Source organism: Nitrosomonas sp. (genome assembly GCA_031316255.1).
Lineage (GTDB): Bacteria > Pseudomonadota > Gammaproteobacteria > Burkholderiales > Nitrosomonadaceae > Nitrosomonas.
Window position 1 is genome coordinate 849,008 of the sequence record JALDQW010000001.1, and the last position, 17,831, is coordinate 866,838.

15 protein-coding genes and 1 pseudogene are annotated in these 17,831 nt (G+C 45.8%); 13 read left to right on the plus strand and 3 right to left on the minus strand.

The features are described from left to right. Positions 1 to 247: 247 nt before the first annotated feature. Positions 248 to 842: pseudogene (locus MRK00_03945) on the minus strand (IS5 family transposase). Here MRK00_03945 and MRK00_03950 point away from each other — a divergent pair. Both MRK00_03950 and MRK00_03955 read left to right on the plus strand, forming a co-directional pair. After that, positions 833 to 1,603, plus strand: coding sequence for a transposase (locus MRK00_03950; GenBank protein MDR4516526.1), 771 nt, complete (start codon positions 833 to 835; stop codon positions 1,601 to 1,603). The pseudogene MRK00_03945 and the gene MRK00_03950 sit on opposite strands and share 10 nt — an antisense overlap. 418 nt (positions 1,604 to 2,021) lie before the next feature. Next, a complete protein-coding gene (locus MRK00_03955) occupies positions 2,022 to 4,379 on the plus strand; it encodes an esterase-like activity of phytase family protein (GenBank protein MDR4516527.1) in 2,358 nt (785 codons plus the stop codon). Positions 4,380 to 4,562: 183 nt separating this feature from the next. On the opposite strand, the gene MRK00_03960 is transcribed toward MRK00_03955, so the two are convergent. Next, positions 4,563 to 6,440 carry a pyruvate kinase gene (locus MRK00_03960; GenBank protein ID MDR4516528.1) on the minus strand — a complete coding sequence of 626 codons (1,878 nt, stop codon included), beginning with the start codon at positions 6,438 to 6,440 and terminating at the stop codon, positions 4,563 to 4,565. A 348-nt stretch (positions 6,441 to 6,788) separates the two neighbouring features. Here MRK00_03960 and MRK00_03965 point away from each other — a divergent pair, with 348 nt between their 5' ends. The 8 genes from MRK00_03965 to MRK00_04000 all read left to right on the plus strand — a co-directional run bounded on the left by MRK00_03965 (position 6,789) and on the right by MRK00_04000 (position 13,643). Next, complete coding sequence (locus MRK00_03965; protein MDR4516529.1) at positions 6,789 to 7,844, plus strand: PstS family phosphate ABC transporter substrate-binding protein; 1,056 nt, start codon at positions 6,789 to 6,791, stop codon at positions 7,842 to 7,844. A 94-nt stretch (positions 7,845 to 7,938) separates the two neighbouring features. Then, positions 7,939 to 9,282 (plus strand): phosphate ABC transporter permease subunit PstC, encoded by a 1,344-nt coding sequence (gene pstC, locus MRK00_03970; protein MDR4516530.1) that lies wholly within the window; start codon positions 7,939 to 7,941, stop codon positions 9,280 to 9,282. Then, positions 9,275 to 10,573 (plus strand): phosphate ABC transporter permease PstA, encoded by a 1,299-nt coding sequence (pstA, locus tag MRK00_03975; protein ID MDR4516531.1) that lies wholly within the window; start codon positions 9,275 to 9,277, stop codon positions 10,571 to 10,573. Before pstC ends, pstA begins: the two co-directional genes overlap by 8 nt. A 26-nt stretch (positions 10,574 to 10,599) precedes the next feature. Next, the gene (gene pstB / locus MRK00_03980) at positions 10,600 to 11,493 is read left to right on the plus strand and encodes a phosphate ABC transporter ATP-binding protein PstB (GenBank protein ID MDR4516532.1); all 894 of its coding nucleotides are present in this window, start codon (positions 10,600 to 10,602) and stop codon (positions 11,491 to 11,493) included. A 30-nt stretch (positions 11,494 to 11,523) separates the two neighbouring features. After that, complete coding sequence (phoU, locus tag MRK00_03985) at positions 11,524 to 12,243, plus strand: phosphate signaling complex protein PhoU (protein ID MDR4516533.1); 720 nt, start codon at positions 11,524 to 11,526, stop codon at positions 12,241 to 12,243. 427 nt (positions 12,244 to 12,670) lie between these two features. Then, entirely contained in the window at positions 12,671 to 12,928 is a 258-nt protein-coding gene (locus tag MRK00_03990) for a hypothetical protein (GenBank protein MDR4516534.1), read from the plus strand. A gap of 83 nt (positions 12,929 to 13,011) precedes the next feature. Next, positions 13,012 to 13,221, plus strand: a complete 210-nt coding sequence (locus MRK00_03995; protein ID MDR4516535.1) for a DUF2934 domain-containing protein — start codon at positions 13,012 to 13,014, stop codon at positions 13,219 to 13,221. Continuing rightward, positions 13,218 to 13,643, plus strand: a complete 426-nt coding sequence (locus MRK00_04000; protein ID MDR4516536.1) for a hypothetical protein — start codon at positions 13,218 to 13,220, stop codon at positions 13,641 to 13,643. The genes MRK00_03995 and MRK00_04000 overlap by 4 nt, the downstream gene beginning before the upstream one ends. A gap of 71 nt (positions 13,644 to 13,714) precedes the next feature. Here the strand turns inward: MRK00_04000 and phoB are convergent, their stop codons facing one another. After that, on the minus strand, positions 13,715 to 14,440 hold the full coding sequence (phoB, locus tag MRK00_04005) for a phosphate regulon transcriptional regulator PhoB (GenBank protein MDR4516537.1): 726 nt from the start codon (positions 14,438 to 14,440) through the stop codon (positions 13,715 to 13,717). Positions 14,441 to 14,868: 428 nt separating this feature from the next. Between phoB and MRK00_04010 the strand changes: the two genes are divergently transcribed. Genes MRK00_04010 through MRK00_04020 form a run of 3 tightly spaced genes read left to right on the plus strand, consistent with a single transcriptional unit; the run spans position 14,869 to position 17,828 of the window. Continuing rightward, positions 14,869 to 15,657, plus strand: a complete 789-nt coding sequence (locus MRK00_04010) for a DUF3450 domain-containing protein (GenBank protein MDR4516538.1) — start codon at positions 14,869 to 14,871, stop codon at positions 15,655 to 15,657. A gap of 3 nt (positions 15,658 to 15,660) precedes the next feature. Further along, positions 15,661 to 17,190 carry a MotA/TolQ/ExbB proton channel family protein gene (locus MRK00_04015; GenBank protein ID MDR4516539.1) on the plus strand — a complete coding sequence of 510 codons (1,530 nt, stop codon included), beginning with the start codon at positions 15,661 to 15,663 and terminating at the stop codon, positions 17,188 to 17,190. A gap of 11 nt (positions 17,191 to 17,201) precedes the next feature. Further along, the gene (locus MRK00_04020) at positions 17,202 to 17,828 is read left to right on the plus strand and encodes a MotA/TolQ/ExbB proton channel family protein (protein ID MDR4516540.1); all 627 of its coding nucleotides are present in this window, start codon (positions 17,202 to 17,204) and stop codon (positions 17,826 to 17,828) included. Positions 17,829 to 17,831: the final 3 nt, after the last annotated feature.

The window sequence follows — 17,831 nt, forward strand, 5'->3', positions numbered from 1 at the left end:
ATTACTTTGTATTCTTCCATAAAGATAAAAAATCATAAAAACAACCTATCATGCAGACCCGATTTACGTAACGGTTTTATGAACCTAGATAGTAAACTCCATCTGATGTAATACTGTCAAGAGTTTATAAAATCAATCTAATGACATTATTAGTAATATGATTTAAAAATCTGATTTATATATAAATGATTAAGCAGCTACAACTTGGTTTTCTGTGGTTGCTATAGAGGTAATGGACGTTCAATTTTTCAACTAAATGTCTGTGTTGATATAAGCTTCTATCATGTTCACGAGGCTGAGTACGATTTCGCTTCGATGAAATAACGGGTTCTATTTGTTTAGCTTCACAGTACCCAATTATTTCATTGGTGTCATATGCTCGGTCTGCCAGTAGATACTCGGCATCAATGTCGTCTTTTAACTCAATAGCCTGAGTACAATCCGCTGTGGTATCGTCTGTAATAAGCATTCGGACCGGCATACCATGCGCATCCACGGCAAATGTAATTTTGTATTGAGCCCCTCCCTTTTGTACGACCCATCAGCTGATTCCCACCCTTTGCGCCAGATGCATGTGAGTGTACTTTAATATGGCTGGCATCAATCATTAACCATTCATAATCCGGCTCATTAACTAGCACCTCCAGTAGCTTTTCCCAAACCCCTTTATCTCGCCACCTGCAGAATCTTCGGTGCGTGTTTTTCCAGCCACCGTAATCTGGCGGCAGATCTCTCCAAAGTGCACCAGTGCGCAATATCTAGAATACTGCGTTGATAAATTGGCGATTGTTTTTGGCAATTCCGCCCCAGCAACCAGTTCGTCCTGGCAGATGTGGCTCTAGAAGTCAAATCACTGCGCCTGGATATTCGTCATTTTCGCCATGTTAAGAAAAGAGCCAAGGCCAAGCGTGCGCTGAAACGGTTGAGAACCATTGCGGGCATTTTGATACGGGAGCTCAGAAGGAAACTGCCGCAGCACTGTCTGTTTGAATGCTACCAACAGGGTTTTCTGCTGTATGAGCGTATTTTGAAACAGCAACCCAAAGACACAAACAAAATCTATTCCCTGCATGAACCGCAGGTCTACTGTGTTGCCAAAGGAAAAGACCATAAACAATACGAATATGGCAGCAAGGCATCAATCGCCTGTACGGCGCGAAGCAATATTATCGTCGGTGTTGTTAGCCATGAACAAAACCTGCATGACAGCCATACGCTGCCGGAAATACTCAGGCATGTTGAAACATCGCGTGGCAAAACAGTCAAGCAAGCAGTGTGTGATCGCGGTTATCGCGGCAAAAGTGAAGTCAATGGAACAAAAATCATTCTGCCGGGAAAAGCACTCAAACGAGACAGTCGCTACCAGAGAGACAAAAAGCGTAAACAATGCAGAAGGCGTGCAGCGATTGAGCCCATTATCGGCCACTTGAAATCGGACTATCGAATGGCAAGAAACTATTTGAAAGGCGCCATCGGTGATCAGATCAACCTGCTGATGGCTGCTTGCGCCTGGAATCTGAAACAATGGTTGTTGGCCATTTTTTGGCTGTTTTTTGCAGCAAAACATAAGGCAAAAATAAGCATTACCGCCGGAAATTTCTGAAAAAAGTGTGCAGGCAAGATAAAGAATCCCTGGTTGAAATTATTGTGCTTAAGATCTTTCAGAATATCTTTTTTCAGGGTTGACTATTTAACGAAAATAATCCGGAAATACGGCCAAAATAGATTTTCTACAGTAGAGCAATCTATTCCCGGATAGCCGTCTGGCTTTTAAAAATTTAATAACTGTTTCCCCCGGATAAATGGAATAAAAAAACTCTCTCCAATTTCTCTGTTTATCCATCCCCATGTCTGGTTCAACACGGATGCGCAAATCCGTGCTGAACCGGATCTCCTCCTGATCCGCCAGTTTTTTTATAAAAAGAATGTAAAACAAATTTCATCTGGCGTTCATGAAGTTGACATAAACACGCTTTACTATCGTGCGGATGATTCAACCAACTGGATTTCAGGAGTATACAATGAAGAAGAATAAACACTTGTCATTAAACATCGTCAACGCGCTGACTGCGATTGTTTTGCTGACATATGTTTTACAACCTTTTACAACTCAAGCAGATAATCGCTATTTTAATCGTATCGGAACATTCCCCGTTTATCTAAATACCGATATTAATCTTGAAACGGTTGCAGAAATTGTCGATGCCAGCAAAGACGGCAAGACGCTTGTTTATACCGACAGCGAAACAGGCAAACTGGGTTTTGTCGATATCAAAAAGCCCGCGCAACCGAAAGCACTGGGCGCAATTGACGTGGGTGGTGAACCAACGTCCGTTGCCGTTGTTGGTGATTATGCACTTGTTGCGGTAAATACATCCCCCAGTTTTGTTGCACCGAGCGGACATCTGCATGTTGTCGATATCAAAACACAGGCCATTGTCGCAACACACCCATTGGCGGGCCAACCGGATTCGGTTGCAGTCAGTCCTGATGAACGCTATGCCGCTGTGGTCATAGAAAATGAGCGCGATGAAGATCTGGGTAATGGTGAACCGCCTCAAGCGCCATCCGGGTTGTTGCAAATTATCGATTTGATCGGTATGCCTTCGGGTTGGGCTATCCGTAATATCAATCTGGACGCAATTGCCGGTTTATTTCCGGACGATGCCGAACCGGAGTATGTCGATATCAACACAGACAATATCGCTGTTGTTACGATGCAGGAAAATAATCATATCGTTTTGATTGATCTGGCAACGGGCAGCATTGTGAATCATTTCACTGCCGGCACGGTTGACCTGCCCCAGATTGATACCAAAGAAGAAGATCCTGCGCTGATCAGTTTGACTGACAGTTTGCTTGCTATTCCACGCGAGCCAGATGGTGTGTCCTGGATTTCCAATGAACTTTTTGCAACAGCAGATGAAGGCGATCTGTTTGGCGGCAGCCGCGGTTTTACCGTATTCGATACCGATGGCAATGTGGTTTTTTCCTCCGGGAACACCCTGGAACATGAAGTTGTTCGCTTGGGCCATTATCCGGATGATCGCTCTAAAAATAAAGGTAACGAACCCGAGAATGTGGAATTTGCAGTCTTTGGCGATAAGCGATTTTTGTTTGTGGCATCTGAACGTTCAAATGTTGTTTTTGTATATAAAGTAAAAGGGGAAAATAATAGGCTTGAGTTCGTGCAAACGCTTCCAGCAGGTGTTGGGCCTGAAGGTATTAAAGCCATCCCGGATAGAAATCTGTTTGTTGCCGCGAGCGAGAATGATTCGCGAGATGATAAATTCCGCAGTGTAATCACTATCTATCAACTGAAAGAAAAAAGCGCGAATTATCCGACCGTAATCTCGGCAGACAGAGTTGATGGCACACCGATTCCATGGGGCGCATTATCAAGTTTCGCCATTGATCCCAAAGATGACAAAACAATGTATAGCGTTCATGACAGCTTCTATCAGCAAAGCCGCATTTACGTCATGAACATCCAAAAAGTGCCTGCCGTCATCGTTGATGAAATTGTCCTTAAAGATGGCGGACAAGCGGTCAATCTGGACGCTGAAGGCGTCGCAGTCAGCGCCAGTAATGACGGTACTTTCTGGGTTGCTTCAGAAGGCGCCGGTTCTGTAGATGATCCGAGCAGACCGGTAACCAGTCTTAATTTATTAGTCCATGTTGCAGCAGACGGAACGGTAATCGAGACGGTTACATTGCCGGATGCGGTTAATGCCAAGCAACGCCGGTTTGGTTTTGAAGGTGTCGCTTCTGTTATGGAAAATGGCAATGAAGTACTCTATGTTGCTTTTCAGCGCGCCTGGGTTGGCGATCCTGAACCGAACAATATTGATGACGGCGGCAAGGTCAGAATCGGACGGTATGACACTACGAACGGCGAATGGACATTTGCGTATTATCCGCTGGAGGTGCGTCAGTCACCCAATGGCGGCTGGGTTGGATTGTCAGAAATCACCGCACTGGGTAATGGCCACTTTGCCGTTGTCGAGCGCGATAATCAGGGCAATACCGATGCGCGTATTAAACGGGTTTACGTATTTTCAGCACGTGACGTTGTCTTTAAAGCTGAGGGTGAAGCCCTTGATACGGTGAGCAAAACGCTGGCGCGTGATTTATTGCCTGATCTGAAAGCAACGGGTGGAATGGTGTTAGAAAAAATTGAAAGCCTTGCAATTAACAGGAGAGGAGATATGTACTTTGCAAATGATAATGATGGCGTCAACGACTCCAATGGAGAGACGCAATTGATACGCGTCAAAGGTGTGTTCAAACAGTCACATCATAGTCACGACTTCGATTATAACGACAATGATTACGAATTCGATGACGACGAGGACGACGATGATGACGACGACTATTAATCTGTAGCCGTTTAGACCGGACCTGACAGTTACCTGTTAGACGTGGCAACTGTCAGGTCAAATCCAGTTCAGTATTTTTCCTGCTATTTTTACCTTCGACAAACGCAGGTAATCCTATTCTAAGGTGGTTTCTATTACCATGTTTAGAAATTACAAGACGGCGCGCAAAAAACGGATTCAGGTTTACCAATGTAACGCACGTAAACGTGAGATTTTTTTATGTTGATGATCCTGCATGCATTTCAGTACCGCACTCAGTGAACGGACTGCATCAAGGATGTAAGGGCCTTTATTCAACATGACACACTCTGCGCGCACACTCATGGCCGCATCGGTAAATTCCGGTCTTGATCGCATGCCGAGTTTGGCAATGGATTCCAGCACCTGCGTCGCCCACACAACCGGGACATGCGCCGCTTCACACAACCAGAGTATTTCCTCCTGAATTTCGGCCAATCGCACATTACCGAGTTCAACTGCCAGATCACCCCGGGCGATCATTACACCGACTGGATGGTTGAGCAGACTGGCTAAAAGAATCTCCGGTAGATTTCTTACAGCGCGGGCGGTTTCAATTTTTGCGATGATGGGCATTTTGGAGGCATTTCTTTGCGTCAGCTCGGCAATTAATTTACGCATATCATCAGCCGTTTCGACGAATGAAAATCCGACCATATCGGCATGCTCACAAATAAAGTCAAGATCGGATTGATCTTTAGACGTTAAAGTTGACAGGTCCAGCATTGTGTCAGGGAAATTGAGTCCCATGTCAGCCTTTAATTTGGCGCCATTGGGACCTGTTTTAGAAATGCGCAGCAAGACATAGTCCGGCGCTTTATCACTGACATAAGCACTAATTTTGCCATCATCGATCCACACGCGCGCACCCAAATCAAGCGCATCGATTATGCCGGGTACTGAACAGGTGGTATGGGCTGCAACGGTCAGTTTACCGTTTGATGGATCTTTTATGACAAAACCCGGCGCTTGTGTCTTGTGCAAATATAAATCATCTCCGGCATGAAGACGAATTTTTCCGGGTATCGAATTAAGATTGACAAATCTGAATGTATGCTGGTCCGAATAGACTGTATTGACAAGCCGCTGCCATATGACTTGCAGACCGGTTACGAGATGAATTGATTTGTGACAAAGCCCCATGATTTGATGATCTTCCGGCAGGATCAGTATGTTAATGTGGCGCTGCTTGCCGCGTGCATCCTCAATGCTTAACCGGTCGCCATTTTGCAAATTGGAATAAACCGCTTTGGGTACCGGGAATAAAAAATCATTTTCCGGTTTCAGGACAGATGCTGATTTTCCATCATCATCTGAAATGATTTTGAAACTGACAGTATTGGGATAGCTATCATTGTTATTTTTTTTGACTTTAACATAGAGCGTTTGCGGGTCGTTCAGAATCATACCTGTCCGAATCTTGTGTCCTGCCAAATCCATGAGAATGCGGCATTCAGTATCCAGTGCTGCGGCAGCCCGGCGAATATTATCAATCATTGAACGCCATGTTGATAAATCATCGTGCGCGCAATTAATTCGGGCAATATCCATGCCTTCCTTAATCAGGTTATAAACCAGCTCATAGTCTGCAGCCGCTTCGTTGGGCAAGGTGACCATGATGCGGGTTGCTCTGCCTGTTTGTCTCGAACCCAGAATATTATTTGCATGCCTGTCCAGAATTTCAAACCCTTCCTTAAAATCCGGGCATGGCGCCCTGGCGTCAAGAATAACGGTTTTACCAAGAGCCCGGCCCAGTATATTGATTACATTCTTCAGGTTTGCATAGACATGCGGTTCCGCACGGCCAAGAGAAGACAAGCCAGTTTCCGCCAGTTTTTCCTGAAGCGGACGTAAATCAATTTCCCGCATCGCAAGATATTGCGCCAAATTGACAATGCTCTTGATTAACTGGTTTTTTTTATCAATATCGATGCATTGTTCAATGCGGACCAAGCCGCGCATTTGAACATGCTGCATCAGCTGGTGCAATTCATCGTAGAGTTGATGCAGTTTGTGATCGGTTGTTTTACATTCAATGTCCATCAGAAAATTCTATCGATAAAAGATGAAAATGATGTGATGGTTTTGTGACAATTTGAATACAGATGTTTGCGAACCCAACATAATGTGCGGTTAAGCGTATATCGTTAAATGATAAACGCCTTCCCATATTTTCAGCATCATTTTGACCTCAACCCCGAGTTGGCATTTTTACATAGGATTTACCGATTTTATGCGGTTGATGATGTGACCAATCAGTCAGGGCGAGTGTCATATTTCTGTAATATCCAAAAGTCAAAATAACCCTTATCGGTATGTTGGAATGATTTGATTTGCACGCGTCCCAGCAGAATTTTTAACACAATTAACGTTTATTTTCCGGAGAGAAAAATGGCCACAAAAACAATTCTGTTGGTTGTTGCATTGTTGATAGTTTCAGGCCAGGTATTTGCTCAAGCTGCGCGGGACTATATCAGCATCGTTGGATCGTCGACCGTGTATCCTTTCGCTACTGTGGTTGCCGAAACATTCGGCAAAACAACACGTTTTAAAACGCCGAAAATCGAATCCACGGGTTCCGGCGGTGGTTTTAAGCTGTTTTGCGACGGAATCGGAGTAAAACATCCCGATATCACCGATTCTTCTCGGGCAATAAAACAGTCAGAAATCGAAATGTGTGCGGCACATGGCGTAACGGAAATTATTGAAGTAAAAATCGGTTATGACGGCATCGTTATTGCCAATACCAAAAAAACCGCGCAGTTGGAATTTTCACGCAGAGATTTGTATCTGGCGTTGGCTAAAAACATACCCGATCCTCAAGGCAGTGAAAAGCTGATTCCGAATCCATACAAAACCTGGAAAGATGTCAATGCAGATTTACCGGATGTCGGCATTGAAGTGCTGGGCCCTCCCCCGACATCGGGTACGCGGGATGCGTTTGTTGAACTTGTCATGGAGGAAGGTTGTAACCGGTTTAATTGGATTGCAGCCCTGGAAAAAACAGATAAAAAGCACTATCAATCGGTTTGTCACACCATTCGCGAAGACGGCGCCTATATCGAGGCGGGCGAAAACGATAATTTGATTGTGCAGAAATTAGAGACAAATCCCAAAGCATTGGGCATATTCGGTTACAGTTTTCTGGAGCAGAACTCAGACAAAGTTCAAGGTTCTATTGTCGATCAGGAACTGCCAACGTTTGAAGCAATTGCAGACGGCAGTTATCCGGTTTCCCGTCCCTTGTTCATTTACGTCAAGAAAGCACATGTCGGAATAATTCCAGGCATCCAGGAATTTCTGAACGAATTCATTAGTGAGAGAGCCTGGGGCGAGGAAGGTTATCTTTCGGATAAAGGACTGATCCCGATGCCATCGCCAGAACGTGCTCACTATACTGAAAATGTCCGGCAGCTTCGGGCGAACATATTTAGTGACCACCAATGAGTGGAAAAAACCGGGTGACATATCGTTGCCGCACCATCCATAGTCATTCAATTCTATGCCAATATTGTTTCTAGTACTGATTCTTTTGCTCTTTATGACGGTCAGTTTTTACCTGGGCCGTCGCCGTGCACTGATTGTTTCTCATGGCAATACTCACAGACTGAATTCACTGCCGGGTTACTATGGTTGTTATACGGCGCTGTGGTGCGGCATACCGGCCGTATGTATTCTGGTTTTCTGGCATATTGCCGAATCAACGATTATTACCCAACTTGTTTTATCAACCCTTCCAGAGCAAACAGCTGCGTTTTCAAAGCAGCAACTCAGTCTTGTTTTGAATGAAATACGCAATCTGGTAAACGAGAATATTGCGGCGGAAAATATTGCGCCGGAAATTGTAGCCGCAGCTGACCATTATCGCCAGATGCAGCAGATCAGCAGTGCTGCCCTGTTTGTAATCGCTATTGCGATAGCGATTGCAGGAACGGCTTACGCATGGACTCAAATACATGAGCAACACCGTGCACGCAATAAGGTCGAAAATGCCATTCTGGTTTTTTTGATCATCTGTTCGTCCATTGCGATATTTACCACGTTAGGTATTGTATTGTCGGTCCTGTTTGAGGCGATACGTTTTTTCCAGGCTGTGCCCGTCGCAGAATTTTTATTTGGCCTGCAATGGAGTCCGCAGACTGCCCTACGATCGGATCAGGTCGGATCATCCGGCGCATTTGGCGCGGTACCGTTATTTACAGGTACGCTGTTAGTTTCTGCTATCGCCATGATGGTTGCCGTGCCTACTGGCCTGATGACCGCCATTTATTTGTCCGAATATGCCGCACCACGCATACGTTCGCTGAGCAAGCCGTTGCTTGAAGTTCTGGCTGGAATTCCAACGGTGGTTTACGGATTTTTTGCTGCACTAACCGTTGCGCCGTTGATTCGGGGTTGGGGTTCATCGCTGGGGCTCGATGTTTCCTCAGAAAGCGCACTGGCTGCCGGCGTGGTCATGGGCATCATGATCATTCCGTTTGTGTCATCGCTTTCCGATGATGTCATCAACGCTGTTCCCCAGTCATTGCGTGACGGTGCTTATGCCTTGGGCGCGACACAGTCCGAGACTATTAAGAAAGTCATTATTCCGGCAGCACTGCCGGGCATCGTCGGGGGAATTTTACTGGCTGTATCACGCGCCATTGGAGAGACCATGATTGTTGTCATGGCGGCAGGCCTGGCGGCCAATTTAACCGCCAATCCACTGGATTCTGTCACGACAGTCACTGTACAAATTGTGACTTTGCTGGTTGGCGATCAGGAATTTGACAGCCCGAAAACGCTGGCCGCTTTTGCATTGGGGCTGGTGCTTTTTGTGGTGACATTGATGTTGAATATGGTCGCTTTATATGTGGTCAAGAGATATCGAGAACAGTATGAATAAATCGAAGCCATCAGGACTTAAAACCATAGATTATATCAATGCAAGGCTTGCAAAACGCCACGCGTCTGAAAAATTTTTCAGACGCGTGGGGTTATTGTCTCTGATCATCGGGCTATTGTTCGTGGTTGTGCTCTTCTTCAATATCATCTCAAAAGGCTATACGGCTTTTCAACAGACATTTATCCAAATTGAAGTTAGTTTTGATGAACAGTTTTTTTCTTCTGATGATCAAAATGATACTGAAAAACTTTCTTCAGCAGACTATGGCGGATTGGTTAAAAAGAGCCTGAGAGTGATGTTTCCTGATGCCGATAGCCGTCAGCAAAAGCGGTTGCTGTATGACCTCGTCAGTACAGGTGCGGCGTATCAATTGAGGGAATTGATATTGCACGATCCAACGCTGCTCGGTCAAACCAGGCAAATTTGGGTGCCGGCAAGCGACGATGTTGACATGCTGATCAAAGGGCATATGAAACGTGATGTGCCTGAAACAGCGCGCCGCTTGCGCGATAACCAGATTGCATGGATTGATCAACTGGTTGCTGACGAAAAATTGTCACTTAAATTCAATACCGCATTCTTCGCCAATGGCGACTCACGTGAACCTGAATTGGCCGGAATCTGGGGCGCATTGATGGGCTCGATTCTCACCCTGATGGTTACATTGCTTTTGTCGTTTCCTATCGGCGTTGCTACAGCAGTTTATCTGGAAGAATTTGCCTCGAAGAATAAATGGACCGATTTGATCGAAGTCAACATCAATAATCTTGCTGCAGTACCCTCTATTGTGTACGGTCTTCTGGGCCTGGCGGTGTTTATTAATTTTATAGGCTTTCCACGTTCGGCCCCTCTGGTTGGCGGATTGGTGCTGACTTTAATGACACTACCGACAATCATTATTGCCAGCCGTGCAGCCCTCAAATCTGTTCCGCCATCAATCCGTGAAGCAGCGCTTGGTGTGGGTGCTTCGAAAATACAGACAGTTTTTTTTCATGTGTTACCGCTTGCGTTTCCTGGAATGCTGACCGGGACGATTATTGGGATGGCTCAGGCGCTCGGAGAAACAGCGCCCTTGCTGATGATCGGCATGGTCGCATTTATTGTGGATATCCCATCCAGCGTATTTGACCCCGCTACGGTATTGCCCGTACAAATCTTTTTATGGGCGGATAGCCCCGAGCGGGCTTTTGTAGAACGCACTTCTGCAGCGATAATGGTTTTACTGGGTTTTTTACTGGTCATGAATGCCGTGGCTGTAATGCTTCGTAAAAAGTTTGAGCGCAGATGGTAATTGAAAAGATCAGGAGAAATAAAATCATGTCAATTGTTTTAGAAAAACAATGGAACGGTGACAACGCGCAAACAGAAGGAAAAGAACCGGTCAATACACCTGAGCAGACGAATAGCACCGCGCCTTGTGAAGACCGGCGGACGGTAGGAATTGCTACTGTGAATAATCCACGTATCCGGTGTGTTGATGTCAATGTTTATTATGGGAACAAGCATGCCATCAAAAATATATCACTAGATGTCGCCCACAATGAAATTATCGCCATGATTGGTCCATCAGGTTGCGGCAAATCGACTTTCCTGCGCTGTTTGAATCGAATGAATGACACCATAGACAATTGTACGGTAACAGGAAAAATTGAACTGGATGGTCAGAATATCAATGATAAGTCCATTGATGTAGTGCCGTTGCGTGCACGGGTAGGCATGGTGTTTCAAAAACCGAATCCATTTCCGAAGTCAATTTACGAAAATGTTGCTTTTGGGCCGCGTATTCACGGTTTGGCGAAGGACAAGACCGGCCTTGAAGAAATTGTGGTTACAAGTTTGCAAAGAGCAGGTCTTTGGCGTGAAATAAAGGATTGCCTCAATCAACCTGGAACCAGTCTTTCAGGCGGACAGCAACAACGATTGTGTATTGCGCGCGCGATAGCCATCAATCCCGAAGTCATCCTAATGGACGAGCCCTGCTCTGCACTCGATCCCATTGCCACAGCAGTCATTGAGAATTTAATGAATGAGCTGTGTTGCGACTATTCAATCGTCATCGTAACGCATTCCATGCAACAGGCAGCCCGTGTATCGCACCGTACGGCCTACTTCCACCTTGGTGATTTGATTGAGGCGGGGAAAACAGAGCAGATGTTTACTCACCCAATACACCAATTAACGAGCGATTATATTACCGGCCGTATTGGCTAGACGCTTAACGACATTAAGGAGAATCATAAAATGCCAGATCGGCTCGAAGGTCACACTTTTCGGCGTTTCGATGGTGAATTAGATCACCTGCATGCAGAAATTCTGGAAATGGTGGCACTCGTTTTCTCACAAATTCAGAATGCAATTGAATCTTTCCAACCACAAAAGCAGAAAACCATTTATGACATTATAGAAAAGGAAGTTCGAGTCAATTTATTAGAAAAAAAAATTGACAGTTCAATCATGGAAGTACTGGCAAAACGAGGAACAGTTGCACGGGATTTGCGCGCCATTATGGGATTTTCCAAGATGGTTACCGATCTGGAACGCCTTGGCGATGAGGCTGCCCGAATAACCCATATTTCAACAAAGATTTATAGCAAAGAATACAGCAGTCAGGATACTGGCATGTTGCGCGAAATCGATATCATCGGCAAATTTGCCTGTACAGTACTTCAAGAGGCGATAGAGATATTAAAAACATTAGATTCGGCAAGAGCAAGGAAACTGTTAAGGCATACCGGGATTAATGAAGCATTTAATGCAAGTTTACGCAGGTTGACAACTTATGTGTTCGAAGATGCCCTGAAAATGAAATATGTTATCAATATTATCCTGATTCTAAAATCATTGGAACGCATCGATGCGCATGCGCGTAACTTGGCAGAATATGTGATCTATATTGTGAGCGGGGATGATATACGACACGTTGAAGATAATCGTCAGGATGCTGACAACAAAGCGCGTTAACTGCAAATTGCCCATCTATCCAGAGGCAAACGCTATTCCTTTATCTTAATGCGCATTGCCTGCAGATAGAACGCTGTTTACGTTTTAACCTATATTTCATCTAAATTTAACCCTACTTTCATTAATTCGTCATTCGAAGTCGATAAATTAGAAACAAAAAGTTAATCACCGGATTGACGCATTACAAACAAGGCACAGGTGGGGTGTTTAGATTCGAAACAGAGCATGGTGATTCTAATTTCAGATTGGTTGGACATATTCATACCGAGCTTCTTTCGGTAGCATGATTTTCGCAAATAGGTGGAATAGCTCTGCGGATGAAGAATGGGGAGTGAAATCAGGGTGACTTCTGCGTAGATCGCTGAGAAAGAGCGCGTCATCCATATCGGTAGCCGGTAATTCTCGCGAGCCGAATGGCACAGGAGATGTGAACGACAAATTGCCTGAATTAGCTTACAAAACAATCCACATGTCAAGCCTTGATCTGATAAATACTGAAATTTCTGATGTCAACACTATCGCAATGCTTGGCATAGAAGGACATGGCCCGCTGAGTCCTTTTAGTGTCGGTGGTCAATTTATCCACAGCCGGAAAAACCAGCTTTACAAGGTTATTCTGGAAAAGACATTCAGTCTTTGCAAAGGCGGTTTGGGAGGAACGGGTTGCGCGTTATTGCGCGGTTGATTTTCCTGTTAAGCAAGTGACTAATCAAATCAACAAAATATTTAGCTTTATGGACTGGTTTTAAATTAAAAGGAGTATCAAAAATGAAAGTATCCGGCACTCAGGCCAAAAGCAATGGCGGCAAACCAGTAACCACAAGAGGCAAGGCTAAAATGGCTCAACTTGACAACAGCGAATCAGACTTGCAATTCCGTATCCAGGTCGCAGCTTATTATAAAGCGCAAGCACGCGGATTTGCACCAGGGTATGAACTGGATGATTGGTTAGCAGCAGAAAAGGAATCAAAGCAATGAATATACAATTGAACAAAGAATTACTGGAACCTGATTTTCAACTTCAGATTTCCGATAAAAAAAGCAAAGCTGCAATTCTCGTGCTATCAAATAATGGGGAAATACTGGATATTAATGAAGAAGGCATGAAATTGCTCGAATATGCGCATAATCGACCTGCACAGCTCCATATTCTTAATGTGCTACCCGAACTGGGAAAAATTGATCTCTATGATAAAGTCAGCGAACGTGTAAATCCATACTTGCGATTTCTCTCGCGCATTGGACATATCTTTAAGATAATAACCACAAAGGGGAAAAGAATTTCAAGCGAACTCTACTTTAACGATCTTCAGTATTTTAATCGCCAACTAATCCTTGTCATGATCTATCCAGTACGCGGAAAGAAAAACAACATTTATCGAAATGGACGCGGGAATTAATGTAATATGAGTAAGTCAGCTCCGGTTTTTAATAGTCGAGATGCTATTTTTTTAAAAGGATTTTTCATTTTTTAGTCGTTGTAGAGCGTATATTCACTTGAGAACCGGTATCCTGTACCGCGCACGGTTTGCACAAGATCATCCTTGCCGATTTTTTCGAGGATTTTACGCAGGCGTCGGATATGGACATCGATGGTGCGATCTTCGATAAAGACATGATCGCCCCAAATGCGGTCGAGCAGTTGGGTGCGGGTGTAGACGCGCTCCTTGTGTGCCATGAGGAAGTGCAGCAGGCGGAACTCAGTGGGGCCGAGTTTGACTTCGGTGGGATTGGCAGGGTTATTGTCAAGATACGCAAATACACGATGCTGGGTAGGGTCGATTTTGAGTCCACCGGCTTCAATAATTTCATCCGATATTTCAGGTACGCGCCGGCGCAGTACCGCTTTGATGCGTGCGATCATTTCGCGTGGCGAGAACGGTTTGGTGATGTAATCATCCGCACCTGCTTCCAGTCCGGTGATCTTGTCTTCCAGTTCGACCTTCGCCGTCAGCATAATGATTGGCACGGTTTGCGTGCGTGTGTTGCGCCGTAAATGGCGTGCAAATTCGATGCCGCTTGAATTCGGCAGCATCCAGTCGAGCAGCACAAGATCAGGCAATATATTATTGATCATGTCGGCTGCCTGCTCGGCATTGGCTGCACAAACAGGCGTCAGGCCGGAATTTTTTAAGTTGTAGGAAATGAGTTCCTGTATTGCCGGTTCGTCTTCCACGACTAATACGGTTATAGACATGAGCACGACTCCATCTAATTTATAACTGATCAACGTATTTGCTGAGTGCAATTGTCAACAAATCAACAACTAAACACTCAAGTCTAGAAATACTATAAAAACTAGATGACAGTATTGTGACAATATGTGAAGCAGTAAAGCCAGAGGTTTTACGATTAGTCAAAATATTCAAATGAAACAACCAGAACCATTCATTTATCACTGTCCGTATCTACCTCGATAGAAATTGTCTACGCGCCTGTTGATTCAGGTTACGGAATTCTCACTAGCAGCGCATAAAAATTCCATTTTTCATCGAAAAATTCATATCGTTGTCATAAAACTGCAACATTCACTCAGTAGGATTCGAGCATGAATAGCCAGCAGACTGGATGTAACTGAGGTTTGATCTGTCTGGCGTTAAGCGATTTATAAGTTACTGAGTTTAAATGAATGAATTTATGTTGAAATATTCGTGGATATCTTTTATCCGGATGTTGGTTTTGTTATTGGCGGCATGGTTTATACCTGTGGCAATTGCGAAAGCGTCGAGTCTGGAGAATCTGGCGCAGTCGCTGGCAAAAATCCGCGGTGAAGTTGAAGCCTTGCAGACTGAACTGGATCTGGAAAAAGAAAAACATGCCAGCAGGATTACCTCGTTGTCGTCGCAACTGGCGGATTTAAGTGTTGAGGAACGCAGGCAAAACACGGCGATCGAGAAACTGGAGCATTCGCTTGCGAAATTATCGGAAGCCTCACTGCAGGCCGAGCAATCCGGCGAGCAGTTAAAACCGATTTTGCTTAAGGTGCTGGCCGCTTACAAGCACTATGTTCTCACCGGATTTCCGTTCAAAATCGAAGACCGGATCAAAGCGATTAAAACACTCGAAGACAATCTCACCAATCAACTCGTTGATCCCAATAAGGCAGTCAATCAGGCATGGGCATTGATTGAAGATGAAATACGCCTGAGCAAGGAAAACGGTCTTTATCAACAAACCATTTCGCTGGATGGAGAGAAAGTGCTGGCTGACGTGGCAAAGCTCGGCACGGTATTTTTGTTTTTCCAGACGCGTGACAACAGGGCGGGAATGGCCAGAAAATCCGAAAACGGTGCGTGGAAATTTGAGGCGGCAAGTGCTACTGGCGACATACAGCGTATTGCAAAGTTGTTTGATGCACTCAAAAAGCAAATCCGCCAGGGCTATTTTGAATTACCCAATCCACTCAGCCAATAAAAAATGAACAAGTTTTTATCCCCGTTATCGATTCTGGCAATTGTAATTCTATTTGCCGGTGTTTCCGTTTCGGCGCATGCCGAAGAATCTGTCAGTGTGGCGTCCGAACCGGTTGCAGCGCCCGCACCTGCGGCAGAACCTGCGAACGGCGCAAATGCGCAGCAGTCATCGCCGGCACAACAAAAAATAGATCTGGAAACCGCGTACAAACGCGAATATGCATTTCTGGCGGCGCAAAAAAGGGAACTGACGGAACGTTTAAGGCAGTACAAATCGAGTACTCAAGGCGAAGACCGTACCCTGAATCAACGAATCAGTGTATTGGAGCGCGGTTCAGTCGAGCGATCCGCCAAAATTGACCAACTCAATGCGCAGCTGATTGAGGCGGAACGTAGCGAAGCGGCGGCATTGGAGCGCAGCGATGCGCTGGAGATCACCTATGCACAGGCAAGCGTTACGCTAAAAAACCATGACATCGAGTTGCCTGCGTCATTGATGGAAACGGCAGGCAATGACGTTAAAAAAGTGGCGCAAATCTTTAGCCAGGGGTTGTCGATACTGCGCAAGCTCAGCGCAATCCAGGCCGCGCCAGGTGAATTTTTTCTTGAAAGCGGTCAGCAGACCCAGGGCAGCATTATCCGGTTGGGCAATATTGCCGCCTATGGCATAAGCGCTGATGGCAGCGGCATACTGGTTCCGGCGGGCGACAATCATTTCAAAATCTGGCGTGAACCCGGCGCCGACAGCGCGATCGCACTCAGTAAAAACCAACAGCCCAAGACGCTGCAACTGTTTATATTCGAGTCACGCACACAAGCCATCGATGAAATGGCGGAAAAAACCGTGCTTGAAATCATCAACTCAGGCGGCATCATCGGCTGGGTCATCGTGGGTCTCGGTGGACTGGTGGTGTTGCTGGTATTTGTGCGGATTTATCTGCTGCGATCAAACAGCGCGAATACGCAGCAGATTTCCGATCAGGTGATACAACAGGTCATAGACGGCGATCTGGAAGGCGCGAAAAAAAGCTGTGAAACCGATTCTTCCGCCATAGCACGCGTTTTATCCAACACACTGCGTCATCTCAAAGACGACCGCGATCACATGGAAAGCGTCGTGCATGAGGCGATTTTACGTGAATCCGGCGCGCTGGACCGTTTCGGTTCCGCCATTTTAGTGATTGCCTCGGTTTCCCCGTTGCTGGGTCTGCTTGGCACCGTGACCGGCATGATCGCCACCTTTGATGTTATCACCGAGTTCGGCACCGGCGATCCCAAGTTACTGTCCGGCGGTATATCGATAGCGCTGGTGACGACCAAACTGGGTTTGATTGTGGCTATTCCGGCGCTGCTGGTGGGTTCGGTTTTATCGGCATGGGCGAGGAATATCAAACGGGATATGGAGCACTCGGCGCTCAGAGTGACCAATGCCTTTCTGGGCAGACCGGTATCGGAACCGGAGCCGCCGCAAGACAATGATAAAACGTTTACGCCAAACCCTGTGACGCCGGCAGTGGGTAATCCGGCAGTCTAGGAAACAGTGACATGTCTGTAAACGTTCATGACTATCTTCTGCTGGTTCAGGAATTGTTCGCTGCTGGCGGCTTCGTCATGCCGCCGCTGTTTTTATGCGCCCTGCTGCTCTGGTACGGACTGGGTTACCGCTATTGGGCGCTGAAATCGAAACGATCCATGACGCTTTACGACATATTGGATGTATACAGCCGGAACAGCAATCAAACACCCTGCAGCATCGTTGAGCAGGCCGTTCAACAAGGCGTGTTACTGAGAAAGCGCAATGTCAAAAGCCTGCGGCGTTATCTGGACGAGTTTTTTTATGGCTATTTGAAGGAAATCCGGAAATTCTCGGTGATGACCAAAACAATCGTCATCATATCGCCGCTGCTCGGACTGTTGGGCACGGTAACCGGCATGATCGAAACCTTCGACTCATTGGGATCGATGTCCCTGTTTACCCAGTCTGGCGGTATTGCAGGCGGCATATCGCAGGCGCTGATATCGACCCAGACAGGCCTGGCTGTTGCCATTCCGGGCATGCTCTTTCACAGCATGCTGCATAAAAAACAGCAGAAAATCGAACGTGAATTATTACAGATCAGAGAGCTGCTGTGCGTGCACTCAGCACCACTGGCGCAGCCATTAAACCATTAATCA

Bases quoted from the DNA above. Each gene is read 5' to 3' on its own strand.
- MRK00_03955 (MDR4516527.1), top strand. From the start codon at position 2,022: ATGAAGAAGAATAAACACTTGTCATTAAACATCGTCAACGCGCTGACT.
- MRK00_03960 (MDR4516528.1), bottom strand. From the start codon at position 6,440: ATGGACATTGAATGTAAAACAACCGATCACAAACTGCATCAACTCTAC.
- MRK00_03965 (MDR4516529.1), top strand. From the start codon at position 6,789: ATGGCCACAAAAACAATTCTGTTGGTTGTTGCATTGTTGATAGTTTCA.
- pstC (MDR4516530.1), top strand. From the start codon at position 7,939: ATGACGGTCAGTTTTTACCTGGGCCGTCGCCGTGCACTGATTGTTTCT.
- pstA (MDR4516531.1), top strand. From the start codon at position 9,275: ATGAATAAATCGAAGCCATCAGGACTTAAAACCATAGATTATATCAAT.
- pstB (MDR4516532.1), top strand. From the start codon at position 10,600: ATGTCAATTGTTTTAGAAAAACAATGGAACGGTGACAACGCGCAAACA.
- phoU (MDR4516533.1), top strand. From the start codon at position 11,524: ATGCCAGATCGGCTCGAAGGTCACACTTTTCGGCGTTTCGATGGTGAA.
- MRK00_03995 (MDR4516535.1), top strand. From the start codon at position 13,012: ATGAAAGTATCCGGCACTCAGGCCAAAAGCAATGGCGGCAAACCAGTA.
- MRK00_04000 (MDR4516536.1), top strand. From the start codon at position 13,218: ATGAATATACAATTGAACAAAGAATTACTGGAACCTGATTTTCAACTT.
- phoB (MDR4516537.1), bottom strand. From the start codon at position 14,440: ATGTCTATAACCGTATTAGTCGTGGAAGACGAACCGGCAATACAGGAA.
- MRK00_04010 (MDR4516538.1), top strand. From the start codon at position 14,869: ATGAATGAATTTATGTTGAAATATTCGTGGATATCTTTTATCCGGATG.
- MRK00_04015 (MDR4516539.1), top strand. From the start codon at position 15,661: ATGAACAAGTTTTTATCCCCGTTATCGATTCTGGCAATTGTAATTCTA.
- MRK00_04020 (MDR4516540.1), top strand. From the start codon at position 17,202: ATGTCTGTAAACGTTCATGACTATCTTCTGCTGGTTCAGGAATTGTTC.